This window comes from Enterobacter cloacae complex sp. FDA-CDC-AR_0164, assembly GCF_003071645.1.
GTDB classification, from domain to species: domain Bacteria; phylum Pseudomonadota; class Gammaproteobacteria; order Enterobacterales; family Enterobacteriaceae; genus Enterobacter; species Enterobacter ludwigii.
Genome location: NZ_CP028950.1, coordinates 2,990,532 through 3,011,381, shown reverse-complemented (window position 1 = coordinate 3,011,381; position 20,850 = coordinate 2,990,532). Strand labels below are relative to the sequence as shown.

Here is a 20,850-nt window from a genome sequence, read left to right as displayed (position 1 = left end):
GCTGTTAGTTAAAAGGTTTTAAGTCAACGCGCGCCATCATCGCGGCTAACTGGGTACGATCGGTAATACCGACATTGCTCTGGCTAACGGCCAGGGCAGCAACGGCGGTGGCAAGACGTAAAGTATGTTCACTGGATTCACGCATCAGCAGGCCATAAATCAGACCGCCAACCATTGAATCCCCTGCGCCAACGGTGCTGACAACGTCAACCGATGGCGGTTTGGCGATCCATTCGCCAGAAGCGTTAACCCACAGCGCCCCTTCTGCACCAAGAGAGATAACCACGTGAGCGATACCCTGCTCGCGCAGCGCATGGGCAGCGTCAATCACATCTTTTAATTCTGGCAGCTTACGGCCAGCCCAGATCTCCAGTTCGCGGCGATTCGGCTTCACCAGCCACGGCGAGGCTTTCAGGCCGGCGACCAGCGCGTCACGGCTGCTGTCAAAAATAATGCATGGGCACTGGCTTCGCAGACGCGTCATCCAGTCGGTGAACGCTTCCGGGCTCACGCCGGACGGCAGGCTGCCGCTGACGCAGACCATGTCGAACTGACCAAGCCAGGTCAGAGAGTCGTTCACGAAGCGCTCCCAGTCTGACGGAGTCACCTCGAAGCCTGAGAAGTTCAGATCGGTCACTTCGCCGTCTTTCTCCGTCAGCTTGACGTTGATACGGGTACGGCCCTGAACAACCTGAAAACGGTTAGCAATCCCCAGCTCGCTGAACAGCTGCTGGAAACCATCCTGGTTATCTTTACCGAGGAATCCGCCCACGGTGACATCGATACCGAGATCCTTGAGCACTTTCGCGACGTTAATCCCTTTACCTGCAGCATGCAGGCCAGTGGTACGCACGAGGTTTACTTCGCCGCGCTCAATCTCCGGGCAAAACCCCACCAGGTCGTATGCCGGGTTCAGCGTAATAGTCGCAACACGTCTGCTCATTATGCGCCCTCCCCCAGACCTGCCGCGATGGCGTCGCCAATCGCTTTCAGCGCCTGTTCAGCATCAGCACCCTGTGCGGTAAAGCGCAGACGGTGACCTTTCTTCACGCCCAGCGCGACAACTTTCATCAGGCTACGGCCGTTGGCCGGTTTGCCCGTGCCATCAAGGTTAGTCACGGTAATCTCACTTTCGAATTGTTTAATAGTATTCACCAGCATGGTGCCAGGACGGGCATGCAGGCCGTGCTCGTTACGCACTACAAACTCAGCGGTCAGCACGTCATCAGTCAGCACATCATCGCTGGTCAGCAGCGCCAGCAGCGTGCTTGCGTCAGCGTTCAGCAGTTTTTCAGCCTTGTCATTCAGCAGCAGATCGCCAAGTCGTTTTAGCGCGGAAACCGGCTGTTCATCGGTCATCGCGACAGTGACCAGCATCGCAGCGTGCGCGCCCTCAACGTCAAACGCGTTGGCCGCGCGGCTCACCGCGATAGCGCTGCGCAGGTTGCCTTCAGCACTGTCGTTCAGCCAGATACCTTGTCCCAGGTTCAGCGGCTTCTCATTGATAACGCGCGTGATAAAGGACGCGTCTACCGCACCGGCTTCTTTCAGGCGGCCTGCATTCAGCGCCTGCAGCGTGACCAGATCGCTCGCCACAACATCCAGGGTCAATGTTTCATTATCCAGTTTCAGCGCTTCACTCTGTTTTTCGCCCATCAGCAACGCGCGCAGCTCTTCCGCCGTCGTCGCGGACTTCAGCTGTTCAGCCACCGAATCATCGCTCAGCACATGCGTCAGCTGACGCAGCAGGCCCAGGTGCTCGTCGCTGCTGGCAGCGATACCGATTGCCACGTAAGCAACCTGACCGTCGCCCCACACCACACCCTGAGGGAACTGATAAACCTGAACGCCGGTTTTCAGCACCTGATCGCGGGTGTCCGTTGTACCGTGCGGAATGGCGATGCCATTGCCGAGGAAAGTGGAGGTCTGCTGCTCGCGCGCCAGCATGCCGTTAACGTAGCCGTCCGCGACATTACCCGCCTGCACAAGGGCAGCGGCAACCTGGCGAATGGCCTCTTCTTTGTTCCCGGCCTGAGCGCCCGGGTGGATATCCTGAACAGATAACTGGAACATGGTTCTCCTCTCCTGCTGAACTTGAATCGTTTCAGCTTAAATGAGAAAAAATGCGCTAGCCTGCTCCGTTTGTTAAAACAAGATAGCGCTGAAACGTTTCAAAAAGTCTTACGCTTTCTGCTTAACCTTGCAAGAAAAGTTACAAATGGCGATGCAGAATTTAGAGATGCAGCACATTTCTTCTTCGCTCAGCTGAATCTTGCTGACGTTCAGCAAGTCAGTTTCAGCTAAGTTCAGCCCGAGCCTGTTAATTGAAATGGCATTTTGATTTTTCGTGGCGAAATTGACCGCAGTACCTGTTTATTTTCTGACAAGCGTCGTACACTCCGCGTCTCTTTATGACTTGCTGATACTGAAAGTATGCATAACACCCCTGCCGCCGCCTCGCCAAAACCCTTTGATTTGACGTCCACGGCGTTTTTGATTGTTGCCTTCCTTACCGGTATTGCCGGGGCGTTACAGACGCCCACGCTGAGCCTGTTTCTGACCAATGAAGTCCACGCCCGTCCGGCAATGGTTGGCTTCTTTTTTACCGGCAGTGCCATCATCGGCATTCTGGTGAGTCAGTTTCTGGCGGGGCGTTCCGACAGAAAAGGCGATCGTAAAAGTCTGATCGTCTTTTGCTGCCTTCTCGGGGTGTTTGCCTGCGTGTTGTTTGCTTTTAACCGCAACTATTTCATCCTGCTGTTCGTGGGGGTGTTCCTGAGCAGCTTCGGTTCCACGGCGAACCCGCAGATGTTCGCCCTCGCCCGCGAGCACGCCGACCATACCGGTCGTGAAGCGGTGATGTTCAGCTCTATTCTGCGTGCCCAGGTGTCGCTGGCATGGGTCATTGGCCCGCCGCTGGCGTATGCCCTGGCGATGGGATTTGGCTTTACGGTGATGTACCTGAGTGCGGCTGTCGCGTTTGTGGTGTGCGGCACCATGGTGTGGTTCTTCCTGCCGTCGATGCGCAAAGAGCCTAAAGTGGCTTCAGGCGTACTGGAAGCCCCGCGCCGTAACCGTCGTGATGCGCTGCTCCTGTTTGTTATCTGTACGTTGATGTGGGGAACAAACAGCCTTTATATTATCAACATGCCACTGTTTATTATTGATGAGCTGCATCTGCCAGAGAAGCTGGCGGGCATTATGATGGGAACCGCGGCCGGGCTTGAGATCCCGACCATGCTGATCGCGGGCTATTACGCGAAGCGTTTCGGAAAGCGTTTTTTAATGCGCATCGCGGCTGTCGCAGGACTGCTGTTCTATATCGGTATGCTGACGGTGCACACGCCAGGACTCTTGCTGGCATTGCAGCTTCTCAACGCCATTTATATCGGCATACTCGCCGGGATTGGCATGCTCTATTTCCAGGACCTGATGCCAGGCCAGGCAGGCTCCGCCACCACCCTTTATACCAATACCACTCGCGTGGGCTGGATTATTGCAGGCTCAATGGCCGGCATCGTGGCCGAGATCTGGAGCTATCACACGGTATTCTGGATTGCGCTGGTGATGTGTACGCTGACGATAGCGTGTCTGGTGCGAATTAAGGACGTTTAAGGGGCGGTGAGCGCTTCCAGCTCAAGAAGGTAGGTGATCGCCTGCGCGCGCGTGCTGCCGCACATCTCCGCGGACGGCTGAAGGCCGGAACAGACTTTCGGGCGCAGCGGGGAACCAAAGATCATGCACAGGTTATTTTCAGCAAGCTGCACACAGCGGGTATTAGCAGGTTTGCCTAATGAACCATTATTCATAGTTTATCAAAAACATTGTTCCATTAATATCTGGCTAATTTATCTATTATATACCACTCTAAGTTGATCGTATTGTATGTTACCCCACCTTTATTCAGATGTAACTTATTAATATATCGAAGTAAAGAAAGTAAACTTAATCAAACGTCTACACTGTATAGATCTTAAATTTCAAATCTATATCAACTTCTTACAACTACTTTCGGCGGTCTTAATATTTCACTCTTCATAGGAAAAATCGTTTGTATGGAAGCAAAAATTCGAGAACTAAAAAAAACAAATACAAAATGGAGCATTTAATAATTTTACATATAATGTGAAAGCATAAATAAAATATACATTCATCCACCATCCACGCAACGCCACAAAAAAATAAAATGATAAATAGTGAATTTGGGTTTGAAGACTATCAATGAAGGTGGCAAAAAAATCACCACCTTATAAGGTATTACTAAGGTATCACTTATAAATGTCAGCGTTAATAGTCTTATGCTCCTCTTTCCCTTCCTTCGAAGTAATAACGTAGTACTTTCCACCCTTACTATCTACCTTTTGGGAAAGATCATCGTCAGACATTGTAAAACCATCTTCAGTTACTGATAACGTTCCAATTTTGGTGTATTTACTTGCATTTTCCGCATCAATTTCCTCAGCAGCAAATACAGTAGAATTAAACAATACTATAATACAACACAAATATTTTGAGAGTTTCATTCGATTACTCCAAGAATTTTAGAAGCATGTAATATTTTCATATAAGAAGAATCGATAACTTTTACGAATTACGGGTAAGATCAAACAATTCTTAATCAACTGAAAATAATACCTGTACAGTATTAGATTCAGTAATTTTAAATGTTAGCTATAAGTGCTACTATGTCAAGACGCACCTAAAGAATCACATTATATAATCGAAAAATCTGATCGAGATCACGCATAGTTTGTTTATTAAAATTTTCCTAGAAAAAAACTAGATGTATGTTACTTTAATATTTGTATAGGATATGAATAAAAAAAGGATAAGATATATCATGCATGATATATGATGTAAATTTCACGATTTCTCTAAATCTTAAAGGCCGCGAACATGCAAAAACATTCTATACTGATAAAATTAACCATCCTAATTATTGTATATGTGGTTTTTCCGTTAGGAACAACTTCTTATGCTGCCATCTCTGATGCAAAAATAAGCAATCCGATTTATTCAGAAAACAATGATTCAGTATATTTAAAATTTATCAATAACGACAATCTAAATATTGATGCGACTACGCCGAAGTTATTTGTCTCATTTCCAGACGGCGCTGAACGAGAGGTGGTAGTTGATACTGGCTCCACAGGCTTAGTAATTTCAGCTTCTGCAATACCAAATGCAAGTAAGCTATCACCTAGGCCAGGTAAAATCACGTACAACAGTTCCGGACGTATTATGATTGGATCTTGGCTCAATACAACTGTTACTATTGGTGATGGGGATAAATACATTTCTACGAATATTATCCCAGTATTGGCTGTTAACGAAATCCAGTGCCTTGCTCTTGCAAGAAATTGTAAACCTGAACTAAACCCTGAGCATGTATCAATGATGGGCATCGGTTTTGATCGAGAAAGTAGCTTGCAGAGCGAAAGTACTCCAAACACAAATCCTCTTTTAAACACAAATTCAGGAAGCAATAATGGTTATAAACTTACGCGCAACGGCATATATGTTGGAATTAATAAGGATATTGCCGAAGGGTTCTCATTTATTAAATTACAACCTTCAAAAGAAAATAAACATGAATGGATAGCACCGCCAGCATGTATCAAAATAACTGGTTGGCAAGGGTATCAGTGTGGTACGGTCCTTATTGACACAGGAGTAAAAAGTATGTTTTTAACAATACCAAACTACACTTTAAATGGTGGACAATTACCTAACGGAACAACATTAGATATTAAACTAGCAGATGGAATAGAATATGAAATTAAAATTGGGGGGCACAAAAGAAACACTTCTCCTAAAGAAATATTTTTAAACACAACTAGGCAACATATATTCGTTAATACAGGATTCAATTTTTTAAATGGATATGACATTTTGTATGATTATGAAAATGGTTATTTTGGATACAAAGAGAATATATCTCTTCCGTAAAATATCATTTAAAAAAATAATCACATGCAATAAAAAGAGAGATGATTGAAAATGAGTTTCGTATTCAAAACATATAGAAATGATATAACAAACCATACGATGACATTAGAATTCGAGAAAAATAATCGCATCCTATTATATATTGTCTCATTTTACCAAAACTATATTTTTAATATATTGTTTTTAAACAAACACCTTAAAAAGGTACTAAGCAATTTATATGTACATTTTCAACAAAAACCTTATTATTCATAGTCCAACAGCTCATTTAAGATAGAGCGAGGGTTATTTACAAATCGACGAGTCACAATGTAATGATCAGTATTCTCAAGTTTAGTTTCTTCGATCCCATCTTCACTAAAATGCAAGATCTTCGAATCTGGATATGACATTAGTATAGGAGAATGGGTTGCTATTATAAATTGTGAATTGCTCTGAGCCAAACGATGAATATGAGCAAGCGCAGCCATTTGTCTGGTAGGTGATAAAGCTGCCTCAGGTTCATCTAGAATATATAGGCCATTTGGTGAAAAGCGATTCAGTAATAATGACATAAATGATTCCCCGTGCGATTGTTCATGTAGGGAACGTCCTCCATAGGCTCCTTGCACACCTAAACTATCAATCTCAGTTGCAACATTATAAAAACTTTCTGCTCTGAGAAAGAATCCATCTTTTGGTCGCCTAACTCCTCTGACCAGTCGAATTGCATGATGAAGTGAAGAATGACTTTCATTTGAATGAAAATTAAAATTACGTGACCCTCCCTCTGCATTATATCCTGCCGCTACTGCAATGGCTTCAATCAAAGTTGATTTTCCACTACCATTCTCTCCCATTAAAAAAGTTACCCTCGGATGCAGATCCAAGCAATGAAAATTTTTCAAAGCTGGAATGTTATAGGGGTATTGATTCCTTTCATAATCTGTAATTCTTTCTTTCAGTAATAATACTGCTCGGAGAAATTGTTCTAGAGTATGCATAATATAATACGAAACCTTCAGTTTATAACAAAGTGAACAAAAAATAAGGAAGCATAGCTTAATTTAGTCAACCTCTACTAATCATCAACATTTGATAATTAATTAAAATGCTAATAGGCCCGATATTCTTAGAACTTATCGAGATAAAGAACTAACTAAATTAACTTTGATATTAGACATATCAATTTGTATCGGAGTTCTAAATTAATTATTTCAATATCTAATCTGAGGTGTGCATATAATAATTAACGAAGAACATAAAAATCTATTCATTAGGTTCCGAGTACTCTTTAAGCAAATGTGAAACAATAAATGATAATAAAATCAACAAAATTGCTGCAACAAGCATTACATTACCGTGAGAATTTAGAAAGGCAATTTTTGAGGCATGAACTAATTCTTGTCCTTGCCAGTGTGGTAATGAATCTGCAATACCGATCGCCTCACTTAGTGATAATGGAGGAGCTTGCTTGATATCAGCAAGAAAATCAAGAGACAGATTAGCTGTGAATGAAGCCGTCATAATCATCCCGAATAATATGATACCAGTTCCTGCTCCGAGTTCATACGCCATTCCTTCAATTGCTCCAACTTCCCCTGCTTTCTCTTTTTTTGCGGCATTCATAATTACATATGTAGAAGAGATTAAAGCTGCTTCTATGCAAAACCCTAAAATAATCATTGCAACCCAAACCTCCCATCTATTAGAACTAAAATCCATAAATGCCATGAAAAAGAAACATAACGAGCTTAATAAAACACCATAAAATCCAATTTTTTTAACTCCTAACCATGTAAGTGTGAATCCAACGAAAGGACCGGATATAGAGCTCGCAATAATAAATGGAAATAGAAACAGTCCAGCTTGAAAAGGTGATAACCCAAATACTAATTGTAATTCCTGAGAAACAAAAAATTCGAATCCAACCAGCGTGGCCATAGCGATAAACGCAAGAATTAGCCCCGCCAATATAGGCTTATGTTTGAAGAGTTCAATATCTATCATTGGATGAACGAGCATCACCTGCCTTTTCCAAAATATCGTTAACATAACTAGTCCCAACATAATGAATGATAAATAAGTAATAAACTCTTCAGAAGCCCCTAAGTTTTTAACACCTAAAACAATCATTAATATAGAAAACATTAAAAGCAAAGGATCAAGTAAATTTATAATTTTAGAACTGCCTAATACTTTATATTCTTTAAGACCGATTAACATAAAAAAAACAATGAAGCAAATAGGAATATTGATAAAAAAGACAGAGTTCCACGAATAATTTTCTATTAAAAGACCACCCACAAATGGACCGAATGCAGCTCCACCAGTACCTATAGCGGACCATACACCTAGTGCAACAGCACGCTCTTTTGGCTTGACGAAAGATAGCCTTAATGCCAAGAGAGTTGCAGGAATGATCATTGCGGCCCCAATGCCCAATAAAGTTCTTGCACAAATTAACATTATGGTATTAGAAGATATATATGCTAAACATGATGCAATACAAAATAATAGCATTCCAATCAGAGATATCTTTTTGAACCCAATTTTATCGGCGAATACCCCCATCGGCAGCAAAAGACATGCCATAACCAACGAATAGATATCTATAATCCATAAAACTTCCTTTGAAGAAGCTTTAAGATCTAAAGCTACAGATGGAGTTGCAACATGTAGGATAGTAGCATCTAAAGATACGGGTAAATACATTAAAATAACTGTAATAAGAATAAAATTCTTATTATTAAAAAATACATTCTTCTTTTCTAACATAGCATTATCTTTAAAAAGTTTATGATATACACATTTTATTTAAACAAATTACCCTCACAACATCATAAACAAAAAGTTAAAAACTGCAATTACTTGTGATGTAATAGTACATTCGTTTAGCAAGCGTTTAACATTTAATAGTTTTAAATAATAAATTTAATGATAGCATCATAAAACAAAAGCCATAAAATACACAAGGAGCATTTCAACCAAAAATTTACTTGTAATTTACATAAACTGAAAAAATTTACATAACCTATAAATAATATTTGAAACTAACAAATTTACATGGACAAGAAACAAAACTTAATTTTAATCTTTAGTGATAACAGCTATTTATCATTGGGTGTATACAATATAATATCGCGTAACGATGCAATTGTTTATACAAAAGAGGAGTTTATTGACTTTATTGATTTTTTATCTATTTCAAAATACTATAAAATAATTTTTATTTATGACAAAAAATATCGTGACTTGATTTCATTAATGTTTAATGGAACCTCTGCTTTTCACTTTCAAAGTGAAACCTTGTCTAAAGATAACGTCTTAAGTAGTTTATATGTCGAATCATTTATGAGATATAAAAAACATCATTTTTTAGGATTAAAAATTCTTTATTACTATTTTTACTTGCAGCTTAATTATTTTCAGATTAGTGAAATATTAAACATTGATTCAAAAAAAATTAGCCGGCATATCATCAGATGTCTTACAACGGTCAATTATAAAGGTAAGAGAAGTTTTTGGTACGATTACTTAAATAAAAAGCATTGATATACCTTTAGCAGAGACTAGGATTTTAATACAAACTCTCTGCTATGCTCGATAATCCATTCCTTGAAAACATTAAGTGCTTCACTATTATGATTAACCCGAGATTTCTGCAAAGTAAGCCAATAACCGCCAAGCGTGGCATAAATTTCAAAAGGTTTTGCCACGGATCGCTCATTTAATTCTTTTTGAAACATATGATAAGGAACTAGTGCTGCATAATCACCTAACTTTACAGCATCTATCATAAGTCTGGTAGAATCAAAGATAGGCCCTGTAATAGTCCAAGGGTCGATCCCAGCAGCTTTAAACCAATTATTCCATTCCTCCTTTCGATAGGAACGCAGTAAGCAAACTTTTTTTAAGTCTGATGGAATGTACAATTTCTTGGATGTTTCCGGGGAACACAATACTGTATGCGGCGCCTGAAAGAGTAAAATATTTTCCGTATTAATCCAGCCGCCTGTTCCAAATCTAATAGATGCATCAATACCTTCTGCAGCAAGATTGACAACGTTATTATGCGTTAAAATTCTAATATCAATCCATGGATTTTCATTAAGAAACGCAGTAATCCGAGGAAGGAGCCATCCTATTGCAAAAGTCCCTACGACAGCAATAGTAAGCACCTCTTTAATCTTACCTTCATGGAATTTATCCATCGCAGAACTCATCATCTGCAAAGCTTCTGTAATCGAAGGCAAAAGATGCATGCCTTCGTCTGTCAACTGTAACCCACGCGGTACTCTTGTAAAAAGAGCCACACCAAGCATTTGTTCAAGTGTTCTGACCTGCTGGCTTACGGCGGCCTGGCTTACATGAAGTTCTAGTCCGGCTTTAGTAAAATTTAGATATCTTGCTGAGGCTTCAAAAGCTCGTAATGCATTTAAAGGTAATCTGGCACGCATGGTAACCCAAAGAAAAAGTTATGTCTGTATAAAAATTATATTGCTTCAAAGAAAAAATAACAACTGTATAATCGCTCGCTGTTGAAAGTTAATACACGCTATGTCCTAGTTAATATAGAAAATTGTATATAAGGTAAAACCATGTCACTTAATGTAAAGCAAAGTAGAATAGCCATCTTGTTTAGCTCTTGTTTAATTTCAATATCATTTTTCTCACAGGCCAATACGAAGGGCATTGATGAGATTAAAAACCTTGAAACAGATTTCAATGGCAGGATTGGTGTCTACGCTTTAGACACTGGCTCGGGTAAATCATTTTCGTACAGAGCAAATGAACGATTTCCATTATGTAGTTCTTTTAAAGGTTTTTTAGCTGCTGCTGTATTAAAAGGCTCTCAAGATAATCGACTTAATCTTAATCAGATTGTGAATTATAATACAAGAAGTTTAGAGTTCCATTCACCCATCACAACTAAATATAAAGATAATGGAATGTCATTAGGTGATATGGCTGCTGCTGCTTTACAATATAGCGACAATGGTGCTACTAATATTATTCTTGAACGTTATATCGGTGGTCCAGAGGGTATGACTAAATTCATGCGGTCGATTGGAGATGAAGATTTTAGACTCGATCGTTGGGAGTTAGATCTAAACACAGCTATTCCAGGCGATGAGCGTGACACATCTACACCTGCAGCAGTAGCCAAGAGTCTGAAAACCCTTGCTCTGGGTAACATACTTAGTGAACATGAAAAGGAAACCTATCAGACATGGTTAAAGGGTAACACAACCGGTGCAGCGCGTATTCGTGCTAGCGTACCAAGCGATTGGGTAGTTGGCGATAAAACTGGTAGTTGCGGAGCATACGGTACGGCAAATGATTATGCGGTAGTCTGGCCAAAGAACCGGGCTCCTCTTATAATTTCTGTATACACAACAAAAAACGAAAAAGAAGCCAAGCATGAGGATAAAGTAATCGCAGAAGCTTCAAGAATTGCAATTGATAACCTTAAATAAACCTAACTGTAGCCATCATTTCATTATGATGGCTTAACTTCATCATGAAAAAAATGAAAATTTTAATTTTTTTATCATTAGCTATGAGTAGTTTGTCAGCATATGCTCAGTGTGATTTTATCACCGAAGATTCGACAGTGATAGATCTTAAAAACAATCTAGAATGGCAGGCTTGTACTTTCGGCATGCAATGGAATATAGAGAATGGATGTACTGGAGAACCAACTCCCCTTACTTTGAGTACAGCTTTTGGTGAAGCAATAAAACAAGGGAATGGATGGAGACTGCCAAGTATCGAGGAATTATCTTTACTCTCTTCAAAAAGCTGTCTTAAAAATAACCTTTTCAAATCATATTTTGACATACCCCAAGATAATGGTGAAGGAGCATCGCCTTACTGGAGCTCAACGCAAATTCAAAGCATACCTTATTTGTATTATACATTTGACATGATCAATCATTATATTGACGGTCATACTATTGAAATGACTTATCCTGTTCGATTTGTAAGATATGTAATGGTCGACGATGATTTAATATTATAAAAACAGTTTATTACCCATTATTGATTAAAAAAGGATATGCAGTATATTTATAATCACTTAATAAACTGCATATCCAAACACTATCTAAAATTCATTATAAATCGTCCCATTCAGGCAATTCATTTACCACTCTTCGCCATAAATGATAAATACTCATTGATATACCAAAAAGGAAACCTGCCGAGACTGAATATATTAGAAAAGTTTTAATCTCGAAGAGATCAAGCAATAATAGCAGGACTAACATAAGCCCACCCCATACAATCGAAAAATACATCCCAAATATTAATGCATTTAGCCATACAGATGCAAACGGAGGTGGCGGGATTTGATAGCCTTTTTTCCATAACCTTTTATATAAAGGTGGTGCATAATTTAACTCCCACATATTCTTTTGCTTCATAATTGACAATGATTTCTCAAGTTTTTCTTCAAAATTGGTTTTATTCATTTGTATACCTTATTTATTACACAGTAGTTTAATGAACCAATTATAATTATAGCACTTAATCTTAAAAAAACATTATCAACATCATAACTAGAAAAGCTTACTAAAGAAAACAAACATGATAAATCATATCGTGGCACTAAGTTCTCACTATTAAAACACATGTGAACAAGCAAAATTCCCTCCAGCATGGCTTAGAAAGCAGCTTCCTTTTTTCTTCATTCAATCTACCTATGACCGCTCAATTACGATAATATAAAAAAAGCAAATCCTTCAGATATTTCTCGTAAATTTTTTTTGCAAAAGGAATTCTATTTAACTTCAGTTTAACCATGATCTTATATTATAAAAATAGCAAAAATATTACATAAACCGCTTTCTCAATACACTTAAATAGAATGACGAAATTGTATATATTATTATTTATCAATATGTTGGCATTGATCAGCTTTCCTCTTCAAGCCAATAACTTAGACTCCATTGCTGTTCGTGCAACTGAAAAATCCCTGTGGGCTATACCAGTAGGAGATAAACATTTATTTATAAAAACTTTTAAATTGATAGTTACACTGCTCAGTAAGGAATCTATAGATTTATCTGAACACTGCTTTAAAGCTTATACAACGGTTCAAAATGAATATGACCTAGATTCATTTGACGAAGTGTTAAGCGCTGGTGTTCTTATTTTTTTGAAAACCAATTAGAGGAGTAGCTTCATTTTCATCGGATGAAGAACACATTCATAAAGCATCGCTTGTAAGAATTACAAAAAACTGCTGAGAATTTACGTTCTGATTCTATTATATTATTAAGGCTCGCATTAATTTTACCTTTTATTAATTAGAGTCATTTATTAAAAATTACCATTTACTTTATAAATTTTGAGAACTGATGAGACAATTATATTTATTCTCTTGGATCAGCGTATACGCTCTTCTTTGGACAATTGCGACTACTTGGCTTGATCCAACTGTTCCTTATGACGCAATTGAGGCTCTCAATTGGGCACAAAATGCTAGTTGGGGTTCACCTAAGAATCCATGGTTAGTTGGTATGATATGGCGACCGGCATTATGGCTTATTGATTTTCCTATGAGCTTATATTGGTATTGTACGCATTTTACTGCAATTGCTATAGGCATGCTTGGTTGTTGGTATTTAGCAAAATACCTAAGCGGTAACGATCAATTGGCATGGCTAGCATTATTAACTTTGAACCTTTCTGGCATTATAAATTTCGACATAATAAGTTACAACGACAATTATTTACTTGTTATGTTGTGGCCATGGATGTTTTTATTTTTTTATTTTTCAATTACTCGTCATCCGGCGTGGTGGTTATTGTTCTCCATTGCAGCTGGATTGGGAATGATGGCTAAATATTCTACTTTTGTATTCGTCTTTGCCATCTTCATCGCCACAATTTTTGTGCCAAAAATTCGCTATTGTTACCGTTCGCCTTTTTTCTACCTCGCGATATTCCTCTGTGTATGCATTGTAACTCCTAATATTTTATGGCTTTGGAATCATAACTTTGCTGCTGTAGATTGGGTTGATTCACAGATAATTAGACAATTTAATCCTAAAATCATTGTAAAAATAATTAGCATATTTTACCCACTTTTGTTTATGCTATTAATATTGCATCATTATAAGCTCCATTTAAAATGGCCCACTGAAGTTTCTATACTCGTCATTATATACATCGCTTTCATACCACAGTTCTTCATTTGGCTATGGTTCCTTTTTCATCACGGAGGTCGTTTAACAGAGTGGCTTCAGCCTTTTTTCATTATAGCACCTCCTATTATTGTCGCTTGCGTTAGAAATTATAATGGACAATCTTTTAGCAAAGCATTTTTAGCTTTATTTGCAGCAGGTTTACTTTTTCTAATAGGATATATATCAGTATTAGCATTGAACATCAGCAATTCTGGTCAAAAAATGCAAGGAGTAATCACTTTTAGCCAAAAAGTTGAAGCAATATGGCAGAAACATTATAATTCTCCTTTCAAGTATGTTGGAGGCGAGTATCTTTCTGAATGGATCACTTTTTATGCTTCTTCACGACCACAAGTCATAACCCGCTGGGATGAAAATACCCAACCTAATATTTACAACAAAAACATCGAGTTTAGTGACATTCAGAAATTTGGTGCTTTGATTATCGGTCATGCAGATGGACAATGTGAAAACTCAAGCTTTACTAAAGCAATAACTCAATGGCCACAACTTAAGATCGATTATATTATAGATTTAGACTTTCAGAAAGATAAGCAAAGCAGTATTTACACGGTCTGTGTTGGATTAGTGAATCCTGTATAGTTTTTTATAAATTACCAGCAGATAAACTGCTGGTATTTATTATCTTTTTTTGATTTAACAATAAACTTACTTCTGATAAGAATAACTCAGCCTTGATTCGAGTACAATTTTAGTAACAGAATAGCATTTTCTCTGTATATAGTGTATATTACTGACATGCATAACCTAGATTAATATCATGGATATAAGCCATCATGTCAGTTTATACTTAAAAATTTTCCACCTGATATATCATCGACATTCGTGAGATACACTATCAATTCCTATCGGACAAACATTAGATTCCTCAAGAAGCTCAACAATAAGTGATTGCCCCCTCTGTAGAACAACCAACTGATAGTGCATTAATATAATCAAGCATACTCGAATGATCATAAAACCTTACCTCGTAAGCAACATGCTTTTTATAAATCAATATCCAAATATACTTTCTATTAATGTTATAAACTTTATACAACCTAACATTTCATTAATACATTTGTACATTTTACACGCGAGGAAATGCAAAGACAATTGTTTAACATGAACAAATAGCATACAATTTCTTAATAATATAATGTATTTATATTTTTTAACATAATTGTCACTAACGTTGCTAAACTTCCTAGTAAAATTTGTTAATAGATCCTTTTTGTCCCATGCATTTTTGAGATCCCGACCAGATATTTTTTTGCAGTATTCCTCCGTTATCATATCATTCAACAATTAATGCAGGCGTTCACGGCTATATTCTGACAACAATTTTTTCCGTCATTTCTCGTGCTTCATTCAGTGATTTGTACAGATAATAATCAGGTTCTCCTATATGGTATCTCCGGTTAAAATGCTCTTGAAAGCAATCTGCTTCGGTTTACCCGACTGGTTAAATTCCAGTTTCAGTATGTTTCTCTGTACATTCGTCATTACCAGCAAAATACACTCCGGACCTTTATCCATGCGCACCATAGCCGGATAGCCGCACTTTATCGTAATCCTATCGGATCCCTAGACCACTCATGGAGCGGGTAAATAAGGCCAATTTAAATCGGCAACTCCTCTCGGTTACATTCTGGAACTACTTTAAACGTTCGAAAACGACGACAACAGACTAAGGAATCATGCATAAAATCGATCATCTTTGGTTTAGTGTTTCCATAAGGACAAGTGTTGAGGGATTACACACCGATAACAGTTGTTTGCCCTGACGGCAATAATTCAGCTTCAGCAGAGTATAAATAGGGTGGATCCTATTGTGATGCCACGGGTATCCCTGTCGTCGCAGAATCAAGTACAGCTAGCAAAAATCGTATCGTGGATATCATTCTACTACCGCCTGCAATGCAGCAATAACGGGTTCGTCACATGAGATATCCGGACGGTAATGGTAAAACCCCTCAGCTTAGTTTATACAACTACTGGGCTGACGGATACTGAGTCCGGATGTATTGATTAGATAAATGACCAGCTCAGGCTTAGAGGCTGGTAATCATCTGTTTAAGATGTCTGTTCTCGTACTTAAGATCCAGTATCTTTAGTATCAGAAACGTCTATATCGCAGTAATGGGGCTTCCAGTTGTAGCAGGTGTCTTCAGAAAGGTCTGCCTTCAGCCCTACACCTTTGGCATTTCGTCCGGCTTAAACCGACTTAATCATGGCGATGATCTGCTATTCAGTAAAACGGACTATACGCATGGCGATCTCCTTTGTTGGCTGATTGATTATGCCCGCGTCTCTCTAAATGTGAATGAAACTATTATGTGAGATGCTTACGGTTACAGGGCAAGTTTGATTCTCAAGTTTGATAAGGTAGGTCACGGCATCTGTTCGATTTGTTGAACACATTCCCAGAGACGGTTGTAGACTACTGCAAACTTTAGGACGAAGGTTGGATCCAAAAATCTTACATAGATTATCTTTTGATAACTGAACACACCTTACATTTGCTGGCTTGACTAACATATAATTATTCACTGTTTAAAATTCACATTCATGCTGTTAGCATCAGGTCTATCTGATCAATCAATATCATCCGAAGGGAATCACACTCAATGAAACCCAAGCTGTATTCATACGTACGTTTTTCATCTGTGAAACAACGGGAAGGTAACTCCCTGGAGCGTCAGCAAGATACCGCTTTAAAAATTGCGGCCCGCTATAATCTCGAACTTGATACAACGGCTTTCCACGATCTCGGCATGTCTGCGTTCAAAGGAAAAAATGCTCATGAAGGGAAGCTATCGGAGTTCATCAAGCAGATTGGGGCTAAAGTTCCCGTTGGCTCGTGGCTAGTAGTCGAAAATCTTGACCGCATTAGTCGTGATGATGCCTGGAGCGCTTTGGATATATTCAAGAACATACTTAGCAGGGGGATAGTCGTTGTTACTGGCATGGATGAAAAGGTCTATAAGTACGCTGACGTAAAGAATAATCCAACTGATTTAATCATTTCATTGTTGATGTTCACACGCGCCCACGACGAATCGTTGACAAAAAAGAATCGAGTTGAAGCCCAGGCCCGTTCGTTGATACGACAGAACCTGACAAGAAAATCGGGCACACCAGCAAAAGCAATAGAATCTGTCGGTCAGAATGTTTGGTGGGTAGATACAAAATCAGGATACGTTACTCCACATCCTATATATTTTACCGCTGCTCAGAAGATTATCGAACTTAAACAAAACGGCGAAACTCTTCTTGGAATCCAACGATATCTTAACGAACATTACCCTGCCCCTAAAAAGAGGGTTTATAAAGACCAGACCGGTCAAGCGCTCCCCCCCAAAACTGAACAATGGGGTAAACATTTGATCAGAACCTTTTTGAACCCCACTGTTCATGGACAAAAAACCTTCACGCTGGATAAACGCGATGAATCAGGTGTCATCATATACGATTCCGAATCAGATGAGCCGTTAAAAGAAACCTTCATTATTCCTGATTACTACCCTGCTCTTATGTCGGAAGTGGACTACTTGACACTTTCGAAATTAGATCGACACCGCGCCATCACTCGTAATTCATCAAAATACCCAGCAGGTAACCCTGAACCAGAAATCCCGCTACTCTCAGGTATCGGTATTCTTTTTTGCGGCAAATGTGGTTCTTTCATGTTCAAATCTGGTTCAAGTGAAAACAAGTACCGTTATATATGTGGTTCGAAAATTGTTCAGGGTAAACCTTGCGGTAAAAAAGGTTTTACGTCATACCAGCTTGAGCACACTGTTTTGCAACTAATCGCTGATCATGTCTGGAACAATCACCAAGAAGATAAAACGGCCTGGTATGAATCTGAAATTGAAAAGGCATCAGAAGCTGTTAAAAAGCTGCTAAAGCTTGCAACTTTGACAGATGAACTCGAAGAATTGGCAGATCAGATTAATGCCAATAACCAGAAAAAAATAACGCTTGAGCGAGAATTTCAGCAGTACAAAATCCGTCGCTCTGAAATCCAAACTACTGGCTGGGATCAATTTCGAAATTTCGATGTTCATGACACTAAGAACCCTGACCGTAAGCGAATTAGGCTGAAGATTAAGCAAGCTATCAAACGTATTGATTGTTATGACATTGATGGGCGGCATAGTCATTTTGAAGTAACCTTCGCCGACGAGACAAAACAGAGAATCGTGATTAAGTTCAATCGAAACCGATCACCTGGTGTTTCGTATGTAGAAGCACAGACAGTAAATGATCATGACTTACTAAAAATGCAAGGACTAGTGTTGCACTCCTTCATTGATGAACTGATTTCACCTGAAAAATTTGCACAGCATATTAAGGACAAGCATGAAGTCAGCATTCTAAACCCGACGTTTATAACCAAGCTGGAGGATGGTGTAAACCAAGACGAAGGCAATGGATTGGCTATCAAGGTAGATAGTACGACAAGTAAATCGTATGCAACAGTCAACGGTATTAAATACGAGATTAACTCTCTGGAAGACTTAAAAAAACTCTCACAGTAAATCACTCTCCCCTTGCATACCTGTCAAGGGGGAGCTTACCAACGCTCCCAATAGCCTTATCTCCGTTTCAGTTACATCAAAGCATTCTCGGGATTCTTCACACCATAAATGATCGTTTTTATAGATCAATTTCAAGTTATTGATAGTTTTTACAGATCAATGTAAGATCATGATTCTTCGAGTAGTGTTTCTTACAAGCAAGACTCACGGGATGGTGCTCTGCCCCCCGATGGACTGCAGTAGAAAGAAGGTATCCAGAATGACTATCCTTATAAAAACATTAAAAATCATGGCGTCAGGCGTTGTGCTCATTTCAGGTATTACCGCCGCCTCCAGTACCGTCTATTTCTTGCCAGAGGCGAAATCAGCAGGTGTCGCCAGCAACGACAAAAACGCCCTGATGTTTCTCGGAATGGACAGGGATGTAAATCTGAAGGGAATATGCTTCGCGATAACAAAGCAATCATCCTCGATCGTGCCGCTGGTAGATATCACTGCTACAACTGATAACGGCAGATTCACGATGCACGGACTACGCCCAAAGAATAACGACGATACGAAGGAATTAGTCTGTTCACTTGGTTCAGAAGCTGGGGATTTCTTGACTGGCATTGCGAACTCAACCACCGTCAACGTGAAACTAGATTTCAATGGCGAGATCCGCAGTTACAGTTTCAACACTACAGAGTTCAGAAAAATACTGACTGCCAATGGTCAAGGTGTGTGGGACAAAGCAGCTAAAGACTACGCTCAAGGAGTTCGCGCACCCATTTTCTATAATAACAACCGCGAAGCCACCAAAAACAATGCAGTAACCTCAAATGTCGATACACATAGTTATAAAGCAAGCGATGAGAAACTAAATTCGGTCTGGAAAAACCTTAGCCCTGAAACTAGAAAACGATTACTCCCTTCCCAAAGAGAATGGATAAAGCAAAAATCCGGTTGCAATAATGAACAGAAATGTCTTACCGACATGACGAACAACCGTATTATTGAACTAGAATCTGAAAATGAAAAATAATGCACTGACTTTGGTTTTAAAAAACGACTGGATAACTTCGTCTTCTAGTCAAACCTATAACGGGAAATACATGGTTGGACATTTTCACTTGACAGATACGTTTATCGTTGAATATATGAAGCTGATACATGGAGTCGAAATACCTGTTTCATGGATAAGCAGCTGCTTCACTAATACATCAGATACCAATATCCGTAAGGTTATGTATATGGAAGGCTGCGGTATGTTATCTAACGATACAATGAATGAGATCCGTAATGCAGTTAAGTCCCCAACTGACAACGTGAAAATATACCGCAATGGGGAACATATTGTTAAGTTAGAAGTTATGGAAAAGCAAAATGAGAGCACACTCTAAACGTCACTTTAAAAAATCGATTGCAACTGTCGCCATCTCCTTCGGGCTTTATGTGTTGAACGGATTATTAATAACACCATGCCAAGCCAGTACATCCGAATCAATACAGGTATCAAATGGAGGCTCAACTTATTTTCAACAAAAACAACAACCATCCAAACCATCAATAATCGATATACTTCCAAGAGCGTATACTACCGGGGAAGTTTATGCGCGGTTTAAAGAACACGAATTCAGGGCAACGAATGACTTCAAGAAGTGTCGTTTGATGGTGATTGGTAAAATTAAAAGCATCGGTACAGCCACTTTCAGTAAAAAACCGTTAGTAACGTTATATGTCCCTGATTCGAATGAAGGATTAAAATTCATTTTCGAAAATACGGATTATGATAACGATAAAGTTGCTGCGTTAAACGTGGGAGATACTGTGATTATTGCCGGAAGGAATGCACGCCCTGGAACATTTGAAGGTATTTTTTTAGATGGCTCGCAAATCATGACGGGTATGATTTCAAAGAAGAAAAGGCAAATGCTGGCTGTAAATGGTGGAGTCTATGACCGGGAAATTTGCCATAAGTAACGTTCTATAGGATTTTCAAATGCAGGGGCGAATCCCCCCTGCATTACTCGCCAACGGATTAAGTTATTTAATCAATACATGTTCTGCTGTTTAGGATTCGATAAAAAAGTATACCCGACCGATAAGTCAGCTTTGTATCCCATTTCATCAGGCACCAGGGGCGGTGGAATGCGGGTTGTAGCCCACAATGTATCCCATTCTGTATCTCATTTGTAGTA

Annotated in this window: 19 protein-coding genes and 2 pseudogenes; 11 read left to right on the top strand and 10 right to left on the bottom strand. The window is 39.4% G+C overall.

All coding sequences use genetic code 11. From position 1 onward, the window contains the following. Positions 1 to 4: 4 nt before the first annotated feature. Both fruK and fruB read right to left on the bottom strand, forming a co-directional pair. Entirely contained in the window at positions 5 to 943 is a 939-nt protein-coding gene (gene fruK, locus AM410_RS14800; protein WP_014170919.1) for a 1-phosphofructokinase, read from the bottom strand. Then, positions 943 to 2,073 carry a fused PTS fructose transporter subunit IIA/HPr protein gene (gene fruB / locus AM410_RS14795; RefSeq protein WP_014170920.1) on the bottom strand — a complete coding sequence of 377 codons (1,131 nt, stop codon included), beginning with the start codon at positions 2,071 to 2,073 and terminating at the stop codon, positions 943 to 945. Before fruB ends, fruK begins: the two co-directional genes overlap by 1 nt. A 360-nt stretch (positions 2,074 to 2,433) precedes the next feature. On the opposite strand from fruB, the gene setB reads away from it, so the two are divergent. Next, positions 2,434 to 3,615, top strand: a complete 1,182-nt coding sequence (gene setB, locus AM410_RS14785; protein WP_020883187.1) for a sugar efflux transporter SetB — start codon at positions 2,434 to 2,436, stop codon at positions 3,613 to 3,615. Here the strand turns inward: setB and AM410_RS14780 are convergent. Next, the gene (locus tag AM410_RS14780) at positions 3,612 to 3,809 is read right to left on the bottom strand and encodes a hypothetical protein (protein WP_050737106.1); all 198 of its coding nucleotides are present in this window, start codon (positions 3,807 to 3,809) and stop codon (positions 3,612 to 3,614) included. The genes setB and AM410_RS14780 overlap by 4 nt on opposite strands. A 459-nt stretch (positions 3,810 to 4,268) precedes the next feature. Further along, a complete protein-coding gene (locus AM410_RS14775) occupies positions 4,269 to 4,523 on the bottom strand; it encodes a YdgH/BhsA/McbA-like domain containing protein (RefSeq protein WP_045143149.1) in 255 nt (84 codons plus the stop codon). Positions 4,524 to 4,896: 373 nt separating this feature from the next. On the opposite strand from AM410_RS14775, the gene AM410_RS23920 reads away from it, so the two are divergent. Further along, positions 4,897 to 5,949 (top strand): hypothetical protein, encoded by a 1,053-nt coding sequence (locus AM410_RS23920; protein WP_126028368.1) that lies wholly within the window; start codon positions 4,897 to 4,899, stop codon positions 5,947 to 5,949. Positions 5,950 to 6,194: 245 nt separating this feature from the next. Here the strand turns inward: AM410_RS23920 and AM410_RS14765 are convergent, their stop codons facing one another. After that, positions 6,195 to 6,932 carry an AAA family ATPase gene (locus AM410_RS14765; RefSeq protein ID WP_072048473.1) on the bottom strand — a complete coding sequence of 246 codons (738 nt, stop codon included), beginning with the start codon at positions 6,930 to 6,932 and terminating at the stop codon, positions 6,195 to 6,197. A gap of 265 nt (positions 6,933 to 7,197) precedes the next feature. Then, positions 7,198 to 8,706 carry an MFS transporter gene (locus AM410_RS14760; protein ID WP_050737107.1) on the bottom strand — a complete coding sequence of 503 codons (1,509 nt, stop codon included), beginning with the start codon at positions 8,704 to 8,706 and terminating at the stop codon, positions 7,198 to 7,200. A 288-nt stretch (positions 8,707 to 8,994) separates the two neighbouring features. On the opposite strand from AM410_RS14760, the gene AM410_RS14755 reads away from it, so the two are divergent. After that, positions 8,995 to 9,483, top strand: a complete 489-nt coding sequence (locus tag AM410_RS14755) for a hypothetical protein (RefSeq protein ID WP_050737108.1) — start codon at positions 8,995 to 8,997, stop codon at positions 9,481 to 9,483. 17 nt (positions 9,484 to 9,500) lie between these two features. Here AM410_RS14755 and imiR read toward each other — a convergent pair whose 3' ends face one another. Beyond that, complete coding sequence (gene imiR, locus AM410_RS14750) at positions 9,501 to 10,388, bottom strand: LysR family transcriptional regulator ImiR/NmcR (protein ID WP_045143249.1); 888 nt, start codon at positions 10,386 to 10,388, stop codon at positions 9,501 to 9,503. 141 nt (positions 10,389 to 10,529) lie between these two features. On the opposite strand from imiR, the gene AM410_RS14745 reads away from it, so the two are divergent. Together AM410_RS14745 and AM410_RS14740 are read left to right on the top strand one after the other, a co-directional pair. Further along, complete coding sequence (locus AM410_RS14745; RefSeq protein ID WP_050737109.1) at positions 10,530 to 11,408, top strand: IMI family carbapenem-hydrolyzing class A beta-lactamase NMC-A; 879 nt, start codon at positions 10,530 to 10,532, stop codon at positions 11,406 to 11,408. Between the two features lie 53 nt (positions 11,409 to 11,461). Then, positions 11,462 to 11,953 (top strand): Lcl domain-containing protein, encoded by a 492-nt coding sequence (locus AM410_RS14740; RefSeq protein WP_072048475.1) that lies wholly within the window; start codon positions 11,462 to 11,464, stop codon positions 11,951 to 11,953. 94 nt (positions 11,954 to 12,047) lie between these two features. Here AM410_RS14740 and AM410_RS14735 read toward each other — a convergent pair whose 3' ends face one another. Continuing rightward, on the bottom strand, positions 12,048 to 12,404 hold the full coding sequence (locus tag AM410_RS14735) for a DUF6404 family protein (RefSeq protein WP_045143250.1): 357 nt from the start codon (positions 12,402 to 12,404) through the stop codon (positions 12,048 to 12,050). 395 nt (positions 12,405 to 12,799) lie between these two features. On the opposite strand from AM410_RS14735, the gene AM410_RS14730 reads away from it, so the two are divergent. Both AM410_RS14730 and AM410_RS14725 read left to right on the top strand, forming a co-directional pair. Beyond that, a complete protein-coding gene (locus AM410_RS14730) occupies positions 12,800 to 13,105 on the top strand; it encodes a DUF4354 family protein (protein ID WP_072048476.1) in 306 nt (101 codons plus the stop codon). 187 nt (positions 13,106 to 13,292) lie between these two features. Then, positions 13,293 to 14,726, top strand: a complete 1,434-nt coding sequence (locus AM410_RS14725; RefSeq protein ID WP_045143254.1) for a glycosyltransferase family 39 protein — start codon at positions 13,293 to 13,295, stop codon at positions 14,724 to 14,726. A 633-nt stretch (positions 14,727 to 15,359) separates the two neighbouring features. Here AM410_RS14725 and AM410_RS23970 read toward each other — a convergent pair. Both AM410_RS23970 and AM410_RS24300 read right to left on the bottom strand, forming a co-directional pair. Next, a pseudogene (locus AM410_RS23970) lies at positions 15,360 to 16,358 on the bottom strand (integrase core domain-containing protein); the annotation flags it as partial. A gap of 81 nt (positions 16,359 to 16,439) precedes the next feature. After that, positions 16,440 to 16,655 (bottom strand): annotated as a pseudogene (locus AM410_RS24300) (hypothetical protein); the annotation flags it as partial. 98 nt (positions 16,656 to 16,753) lie between these two features. Here AM410_RS24300 and AM410_RS14705 point away from each other — a divergent pair. From AM410_RS14705 to AM410_RS14685, 4 genes are all read left to right on the top strand, one after another. After that, complete coding sequence (locus AM410_RS14705) at positions 16,754 to 18,670, top strand: recombinase family protein (RefSeq protein WP_045143234.1); 1,917 nt, start codon at positions 16,754 to 16,756, stop codon at positions 18,668 to 18,670. Between the two features lie 259 nt (positions 18,671 to 18,929). Then, a complete protein-coding gene (locus AM410_RS14695) occupies positions 18,930 to 19,694 on the top strand; it encodes a lysozyme inhibitor LprI family protein (RefSeq protein ID WP_172972899.1) in 765 nt (254 codons plus the stop codon). After that, positions 19,684 to 20,052: a hypothetical protein gene (locus tag AM410_RS14690; RefSeq protein WP_045143233.1), complete on the top strand. Its 369-nt coding sequence runs from the start codon at positions 19,684 to 19,686 to the stop codon at positions 20,050 to 20,052. Before AM410_RS14695 ends, AM410_RS14690 begins: the two co-directional genes overlap by 11 nt. Then, a complete protein-coding gene (locus AM410_RS14685; protein WP_045143232.1) occupies positions 20,036 to 20,632 on the top strand; it encodes a hypothetical protein in 597 nt (198 codons plus the stop codon). Before AM410_RS14690 ends, AM410_RS14685 begins: the two co-directional genes overlap by 17 nt. Positions 20,633 to 20,850: the final 218 nt, after the last annotated feature.